This is a genomic window from Rickettsia sp. TH2014 (assembly GCF_019249195.1).
Lineage (GTDB): Bacteria > Pseudomonadota > Alphaproteobacteria > Rickettsiales > Rickettsiaceae > Rickettsia > Rickettsia felis.
Genome location: NZ_MXAX01000036.1, coordinates 10,000 through 17,221, shown reverse-complemented (window position 1 = coordinate 17,221; position 7,222 = coordinate 10,000). Strand labels below are relative to the sequence as shown.

Sequence of the window (7,222 nt, the reverse complement as noted above, 5' to 3'; positions counted from 1 at the left end):
GCTTTTTAATAGGCATAACTGCAATATGGATGCATGACCGGAAAAGGTTGCAGATCACGCTTCAGTGATTGCAGATAAAAAACAAAAATCGGTAGCTATTATGTCGCTTGAAGATCATAATGCTATAGAGGAAACTTTATATTTGTTAAAAAGTCCTAAAAATGCTGAAAGACTAAAACGAGCAATTAACGATTTTGAAGAAAATAAAAATTTTAGGAATTGGAATTGATTGTAAATTAAAATAAAAGTATGAACTACTAATGGAAAATATTGATTTAATATCTGAAGAAGAAGCAAAAAAATTATTAGAAGAATTAGCAGATAAAATAGCAGCGTATAATCATGCTTATTATATAGAAGATAATCCTTTAGTTTCAGATGCCGAGTATGATCAGCTATTTAATACTAATCTCAAGTTAGAGCAGAAATTTCCTCATTTAGTGTTAGAAGATAGCCCTAGCAAGAAAGTAGGGGTTAAAATAACAAACAAATTTGCTAAAATTACGCATCAAGTGCCGATGTTATCTCTTAGCAATAGCTTTGATGAGCAGGATGTAAGAGATTTTGTAGAGCGTATTAAAAATTTCTTACGCCTTGATGAGTTTGCTCCTATTTTTTGTGAGCCTAAAATAGACGGCTTGTCTTTTTCTGCTATTTATAAAAACGGGCTGCTTACAACGGGAGCTACAAGAGGTGATGGATATGTTGGTGAAGACATAACGGCAAATATCAAAACAATCAAAAACTTTCCTCATAAAATAGATAATGCTCCGGAGTTTTTAGAAGCACGAGGGGAGATTTATATTGAAAAACAAGATTTTTTAAACCTAAATGAAGAACAAGAAGAGCAGGGCAGAGATAAATTTGCTAATCCCCGTAATGCTGCGGCCGGTTCGCTTCGTCAGCTTGATGCTTCTATTACGGCTCAAAGACCTCTCAAATATTTTGTCTATTCAGGAGGGGTAACTGAACAGCATCTTGCTTCTTCACAAGATGGGTTACTTACAAAATTAAAAGAGCTTGGCTTTAGCGTTAACGAAATATCTAAATTGGCAAATTCCGAAAAAGAAATTTTTGCTTTTTACGAGTATTTAAAAACAAATCGAGAAAGTCTACCTTATGAAATTGACGGGGTAGTATATAAGCTAAATGATTTTGTACTGCAAAATAGAATGGGGTTTATTGCTAGATCTCCAAGATTTGCTACCGCTCATAAATTTCCTGCTATAATAGGACAAACAAAGCTGCTCTCTATCACTGTACAAGTAGGCAGAACCGGTACGTTAACGCCGGTAGCCGAGCTTGAGCCTATAGAAATAGGCGGGGTAGTTGTTAGCAGAGCAACATTACATAATTTCCAAGAAATCATGCGAAAAGATGTACGTATCGGCGATTATGTGTTCTTGCAGCGTGCCGGTGACGTCATACCTAAAATCATGGGAGTTGATACTCGAAAACGTCCTAATGATACCATGCCGTTTGATACTCCTTTATTTTGCCCCTCATGCAATTCTAAGTTGCATTATGTGCCTGAAGATATTATTATACGCTGTGATAACGGTCTTAATTGTCCTGCTCAGAATTATGAGCGTATCCGTCATTTTGTATCGAAAAACGCTATGGATATTGAAGGGCTTGGACGTAAGCAAGTTGAGTTTTTAATAGATAAGGGATTAATTAGCAATCCACTCGATATATTCTTTTTAAAAGAAAAAAATGATTCTAGCTTAGTAAAACTTGAAAATATGGATGGGTGGGGCAAAAAATCAGTAGAGAATCTTTTTAAAAATATCGAGAAATCAAAGAACGTTAGTTTGCCAAGATTCATATACGCTCTAGGTATAAGGCATATCGGTGAACAAAACGCTAAATTGCTTGCTAGAGAATTTAGCAGCTATGCTAATTTTATAGCTCAAATGGAATTGCTTAGTAAAAATGATCTTGATATTTATCAGAAATTAAATGATTTAGAGGGTATCGGCGATAAGATTCTAGTAGATATTATTGATTTTTTTGATATTAAAGAAAATACCCAGCTTATCAAAAAACTTGGTGAAGTATTCAATATTGAAGATTATAAAGAGACCAGAGAACAAAGTAGTTTAACAGATAAGATAGTGGTGTTTACCGGTAGCTTACCGACGATATCTAGAGCGGAAGCTAAAGCAATGGCTGAGAAGCTTGGAGCTAAAGTCGCAGCTAGCGTATCGTCTAACACGGATTTAGTAATAGCGGGCCTTGATGCAGGCAGTAAGCTTAAAAAAGCTAAAGAGCTTAATATTAAAATTATTGATGAAGAAGAATGGTGTGCTCTCATAAAAAATGTTTAGGAAAAGTAACTGTTGCATATTCTGCAACAATTGATGCCAACGGTAAAGCATATCTAGAGGAATAAGCACTAATGAACAAAGAAATAGAAAGTCAGTTAGTAATTTATCAAGATGAACATGGGGAAGTTAATGTTGAGGTTAAGATAACAGATGAAACAGTTTGACTTTCTTTAAATCAAATAGCAGAATTATTTGCCCGAGTTAAATCAGTAGTTTTAAGACATCTAAAGAATATATTTAAAGAGCAAGCATTAGCAGAGGAAGCAGTTGTTGCATTTTTTACAACAACTGCCGCTGGCGGTAAAACATACCAAGTAGAATACTACAATTTAGATGCAATAACATCAGTAGGATATAGGGTAAATTCTAAGAGAGGTATAGCTTTTAGAAAATGGCTACTAACTAACTTAAATAATATCTCATTAAAGGTTATAGTATTAATCAAGATAAAATTACTCAAAAGAAATTAAATAATCTACAACAAACGGTAGAACTTTTAACAAATACTTTGATAAATCAAAACTTAGTAAATAGTACAGGACAAGAATTAATTAATCTTATAAGGAATTACTCTAAAACATGGGAGTTATTAGTTAAATATGATGAAGACAAATTAAATCCACCGACACAATTACAGTCAGACACTAATGAATTACTAGGTTATCAAGAGTCTTTAGAAGCAATTAAAAAGCTAAAGCAAGAATTAGGAAAGCAAGAAAATGTGGAAATAAGTAATTTATTTGGAGCTGAAAGAGACAATAGTTTTAAAGGAATATTAGGTAATATTGATCAAACTTTTAACAGTAAATCTTTATATAACTCGGCAGAAGAAAAAGCTGTTCATTTGTTATATTTTCTAATAAAAGATCATCCATTTAGTGACGGTAATAAAAGAATAGGTTGCTTACTTTTTTACTTTATCTTACAAAAGCAAAAATTTGATTAAAAAATATTGGAATAAGTGTTATGACATCACTAGCATTGCTTATTGCAGAAAGCGATCCTATACAGAAAGAATTAATGATTAACTTAATTATGAATTTAATAAATGACTAGTTTTATGGTTAATAAAGCTCAATTAGCACAAGCGGTAATTAAAAATTATTTACGCGAATTAAAAGAAGATAGAGAAGATGCAGAAATTGCTTTAGCAAGAAGCAATAATAAAAGTGATAAATTACTTACTTCAGAAGAAGCAGTAGAATTATTAAAAAAGAAATATGGTTTATAATTTTGAACTATCGTCATATTTATCATGCAGGCAATTTTGCCGATATAGTCAAACATTTAGTGCTAATTAGCGTCTTAGAACAGCTCAAGAAAAAAGAAAAACCTTTTGCAGTTTTAGATGCTTTTGCGGGTCCTGGTCTTTACGATTTAAGATCAGAAGCGGCTTCTAAAACTCTAGAATGCGATACAGGTATTAATAAGCTACTTCAGGCTACCAATCCCATCCCTCTACTCTTACAAACTTTCTTAAATATAGTAAACCTAGCAGGAGAAAATCACTACCCAGGTTCGCCTTTTATAATTAAACAATTATTAAGACCGGATGATCGCTTAATTGCCTGCGAGCTTCATCCAAGCGATTATTTGAGCCTAAAACAACTATTACCGACTAATGCTCACAACATAGATGCTTATAATGCTATTAAAGCTTTTCTACCATTTAAAGAGAATAGAGGGTTAATTTTTCTTGATCCGCCTTTTGAGGTCAAAAACGAGTTTCAAAAATTACTTGAAGCACTTAAAAAAATTAAGCTACGAGTTCTTAATAATCCCGTCTTAATTTGGTATCCTATAAAAGATTTACCTTTAGTCCGTGATTTTTACCACAACTACAAGAATATCGGATTTAAAGAAACTATAATTATTGAATATGAGCTTTTAAATAGTGATAAAAATATGGTAAAGTGTGGGTTAATGTTAATTAATCCTCCAAATATAAAAGGGGGTATGAAGAAATTAACAGAATATTTAAGCGATATTTTAAACTTGAAATTTACGTATATTTATTTTTAATGTCTTTTCAAAAATATATCTTTTTACTGTTTATAGTTTTTCTTGTTCAAGGTTGCAGCAGTATTAAAGAATCTAGCGACATTACGTTACTTTCTACCACTTCATCTCAATTAAAGCAAAAATATAAAATCAACCATGCGGATTTAGTAGTACAGTATGATTTAACAAACAAAAATAGCAAATGTATATATGCAAAAAACTTAGGTTTGATAATTAATAACCCTAAGCAAAATAAGATTTTTTTACAAAAATTCCATAATAAAAATCCGGCAGAATTTAATAAAGCTGCAGAAATAAAAATAGCTGATATAAAAGCAGTTGTAACAAAACTAAATTCAAAATATAAGTTTCTCTCTAAACCGGAAGCTAGCTATTTTGCAAAAAAACAAACTCATAGGAATAATATCTCGGAATTAACCAAGCTTGATAAAATAATTAGTACAATACCGCTTATGATGCCGGAATATGAGCCGAAAATTACTAGCCATTACGGAACTAGGAAAAGTCCTCATAAAAAGAAAAGAAAAAAGAAATGCTTCCATAGCGGTATTGATTTACAAGCTAAAAAAGCAGCACAGGTATTTGCGGCAGCAAGTGGAATTGTTATAAAAGTAGCAAGAGCACCTGACTACGGGAATTTTGTTGAGATTAAACATGGACGTAAATTGGTTACGAAATATGCTCATTTAAAAGAAATGTCAGTTAAGGAAGGAAGTAAAATTAAGCGAGGTCAATTTATCGGTATACAAGGAAAAACCGGTAATGCTACGGGTGAGCATTTGCATTTTGAAATTCTACTAGATAACAAAGCAATCAATCCGCTTGACTTTATTTTTAATTGTCGTAAATGTTGATTGTTCTGTCATTGCGAGGAAATTACGAAGTAATTGACGAAGCAATCTAGTAAAAAATGCTATAAAATTTATTGCTGGATTGCCGCGCTCCCTATGGTCGCTCGCAATGACGATTTTCGAGCCATACAACAAAACCACTATTAACATGATATACATTAACTATGATCAAACTTTTATATCCTGAATTTTGGCAGAAGCGAAATATTATAGCTTATTTGCTTTTGCCGGTAAGTTTAATATATCAATTTTTGGGCTATTTACGAGCTAGTCTAGCACGTCCTATTATGTTTCCTGCCAAAGTTATTTGTGTCGGTAATTGTAGCGTAGGGGGTACGGGTAAGACGCAAATAGTAATATATCTAGCCAAATTATTAAACGCTAGAAATGTGAGCTTTGTGATAGTAACTAAGGGTTATGGTAGTAAACTTAAAAACCCAGCTATTGTAAATGCAAGTCATAATGTTTTAGATGCAGGAGACGAGTCTATAATCCTTGCAAAGTACGGTACAGTCATTGCTACTAAAAATATTAAAGAGATTTTGCCGTTAATTAATGAGCTTAAACCTGATATAATAATAGTTGATGATTTTCTACAAAATCCTCATTTTCATAAGGATTTTACTATAGTCTTAGTAGACAGCCAAAGGCTTTTCGGTAACGGTTTTCTCATTCCGGCAGGACCTTTAAGACAATATCCAAATAAAGCCCTTGATGCAGCTGATTTAATTTGTTTAGTCAGTAACACCAATGATAAAATACCGAATATTTTAACTCCTTATATTGATAAGCTAATAAATGCTCAAATAGTTCCCTCAACCAATATAGATAAAACTAAAAACTACTTTGCTTTTAGCGGCATCGGTAATCCTGAGCGTTTCTTTTCAACTTTAGAAAATTATGAGCTTAATATAGTAGGACATAAAATTTTTCCTGATCATTATAATTATTTACAAGCAGATTTAGAAAATTTATATTCAGTAGCTAAAGAGCATGATGCTACCTTAATTACTACACGAAAAGATTATGTTAAGTTCAGTGAATTTAGCTATAATGATATTACTTGTTTAGATGTAGAACTATCTATAAACAATCCTGATTTATTAAATGAAAAAATTTTTAAAAAAGCTCAGATATTTAATTGAGTATTTTATCGTCGTTATATTCCTAAAAGTAATAGGAATATTCGGTATAGATAAAGCAGCAGATATTTGTAGTTTTATAGCAAGAAAAGCCGGTATATTATTCGCCGTTAATAAAATTGCTAGACGAAATATTAAAGCAGTATTCGGCGATATGTGTGATGCCCAAAAAATCATAGATCAAACTTGGGATAATTTCGGCAGATTTATAGGCGAGAGTGCTTATGTTAATAAAATGAGTGAAACCGAGTTAGAAAATAGAGCCGAGATAATAGGTATTGAGAATATTAAAAAGCTAGGAGAGCAACCCTTTTTATTATTTAGCGGTCACTTTGCTAATTGGGATATCGGTCTTAATCTTCTGCATACATCTTATCCGAAATTTGCCGTAATTTATCGTAAAGCAAATAACCCGTATGTTAATAAGCTAATTAATGAAAGTCGAGCTAGTGATAAATTGAGGCTTATACCGAAAGGGCCTGACGGTAGCAGAGCTTTAGTTAGGGCTATCAAGGAGAGAGAATCTATTGTTATGCTTGTTGATCAAAAAATGAACGATGGAATTGAAGTGCCTTTTTTAGGACATCCTGCTATGACTGCAAACGCCATAGCTAAAATTGCTTTGCAGTATAAATATCCAATTATACCTTGCCAAATCATTAGAACTAAAGGCAGTTATTTTAAAGTAATAGTTCACCCGCAATTGAGTTTTAAGCAAACCGGCGATAATAAAGCCGATTGCTATAATATTATGCTTAATATTAATCAAATGTTAGGAGAATGGGTTAAGCAAAATCCTTCTCAGTGGTTTTGGTTTCATAATAGATGGAAGAAGTAATACGTCATTGCGAGCGACTGAAAGGAGCGTGGCAATCTC

At 32.5% G+C, this 7,222-nt stretch carries 9 protein-coding genes; all 9 read left to right on the top strand.

The genetic code is table 11. The features are described from left to right. The first annotated feature begins 64 nt into the window (after nucleotides 1-64). The 9 genes from KYQ89_RS00520 to KYQ89_RS00480 all read left to right on the top strand — a co-directional run bounded on the left by KYQ89_RS00520 (nucleotide 65) and on the right by KYQ89_RS00480 (nucleotide 7,183). Nucleotides 65-229, top strand: coding sequence for a type II toxin-antitoxin system Phd/YefM family antitoxin (locus KYQ89_RS00520; RefSeq protein WP_218459856.1), 165 nt, complete (start codon nucleotides 65-67; stop codon nucleotides 227-229). 31 nt (nucleotides 230-260) lie between these two features. Continuing rightward, nucleotides 261-2,330, top strand: a complete 2,070-nt coding sequence (ligA, locus tag KYQ89_RS00515) for an NAD-dependent DNA ligase LigA (RefSeq protein WP_218459855.1) — start codon at nucleotides 261-263, stop codon at nucleotides 2,328-2,330. A 179-nt stretch (nucleotides 2,331-2,509) separates the two neighbouring features. Next, nucleotides 2,510-2,800, top strand: a complete 291-nt coding sequence (gene rhuM / locus KYQ89_RS08155; RefSeq protein WP_371920380.1) for a RhuM family protein — start codon at nucleotides 2,510-2,512, stop codon at nucleotides 2,798-2,800. A 38-nt stretch (nucleotides 2,801-2,838) separates the two neighbouring features. Then, a complete protein-coding gene (locus KYQ89_RS00505) occupies nucleotides 2,839-3,276 on the top strand; it encodes a Fic family protein (RefSeq protein ID WP_218459854.1) in 438 nt (145 codons plus the stop codon). Nucleotides 3,277-3,378: 102 nt separating this feature from the next. Then, nucleotides 3,379-3,561, top strand: a complete 183-nt coding sequence (locus KYQ89_RS00500; RefSeq protein WP_218459853.1) for a hypothetical protein — start codon at nucleotides 3,379-3,381, stop codon at nucleotides 3,559-3,561. 2 nt (nucleotides 3,562-3,563) lie between these two features. Further along, entirely contained in the window at nucleotides 3,564-4,352 is a 789-nt protein-coding gene (rlmJ, locus tag KYQ89_RS00495) for a 23S rRNA (adenine(2030)-N(6))-methyltransferase RlmJ (RefSeq protein ID WP_218459852.1), read from the top strand. Next, nucleotides 4,352-5,206 (top strand): M23 family metallopeptidase, encoded by an 855-nt coding sequence (locus KYQ89_RS00490; RefSeq protein ID WP_218459851.1) that lies wholly within the window; start codon nucleotides 4,352-4,354, stop codon nucleotides 5,204-5,206. Before rlmJ ends, KYQ89_RS00490 begins: the two co-directional genes overlap by 1 nt. A 161-nt stretch (nucleotides 5,207-5,367) precedes the next feature. Beyond that, nucleotides 5,368-6,348 carry a tetraacyldisaccharide 4'-kinase gene (gene lpxK, locus KYQ89_RS00485; RefSeq protein ID WP_218459849.1) on the top strand — a complete coding sequence of 327 codons (981 nt, stop codon included), beginning with the start codon at nucleotides 5,368-5,370 and terminating at the stop codon, nucleotides 6,346-6,348. Continuing rightward, entirely contained in the window at nucleotides 6,311-7,183 is an 873-nt protein-coding gene (locus KYQ89_RS00480) for a lipid A biosynthesis lauroyl acyltransferase (RefSeq protein ID WP_218459847.1), read from the top strand. The genes lpxK and KYQ89_RS00480 overlap by 38 nt, the downstream gene beginning before the upstream one ends. Nucleotides 7,184-7,222: the final 39 nt, after the last annotated feature.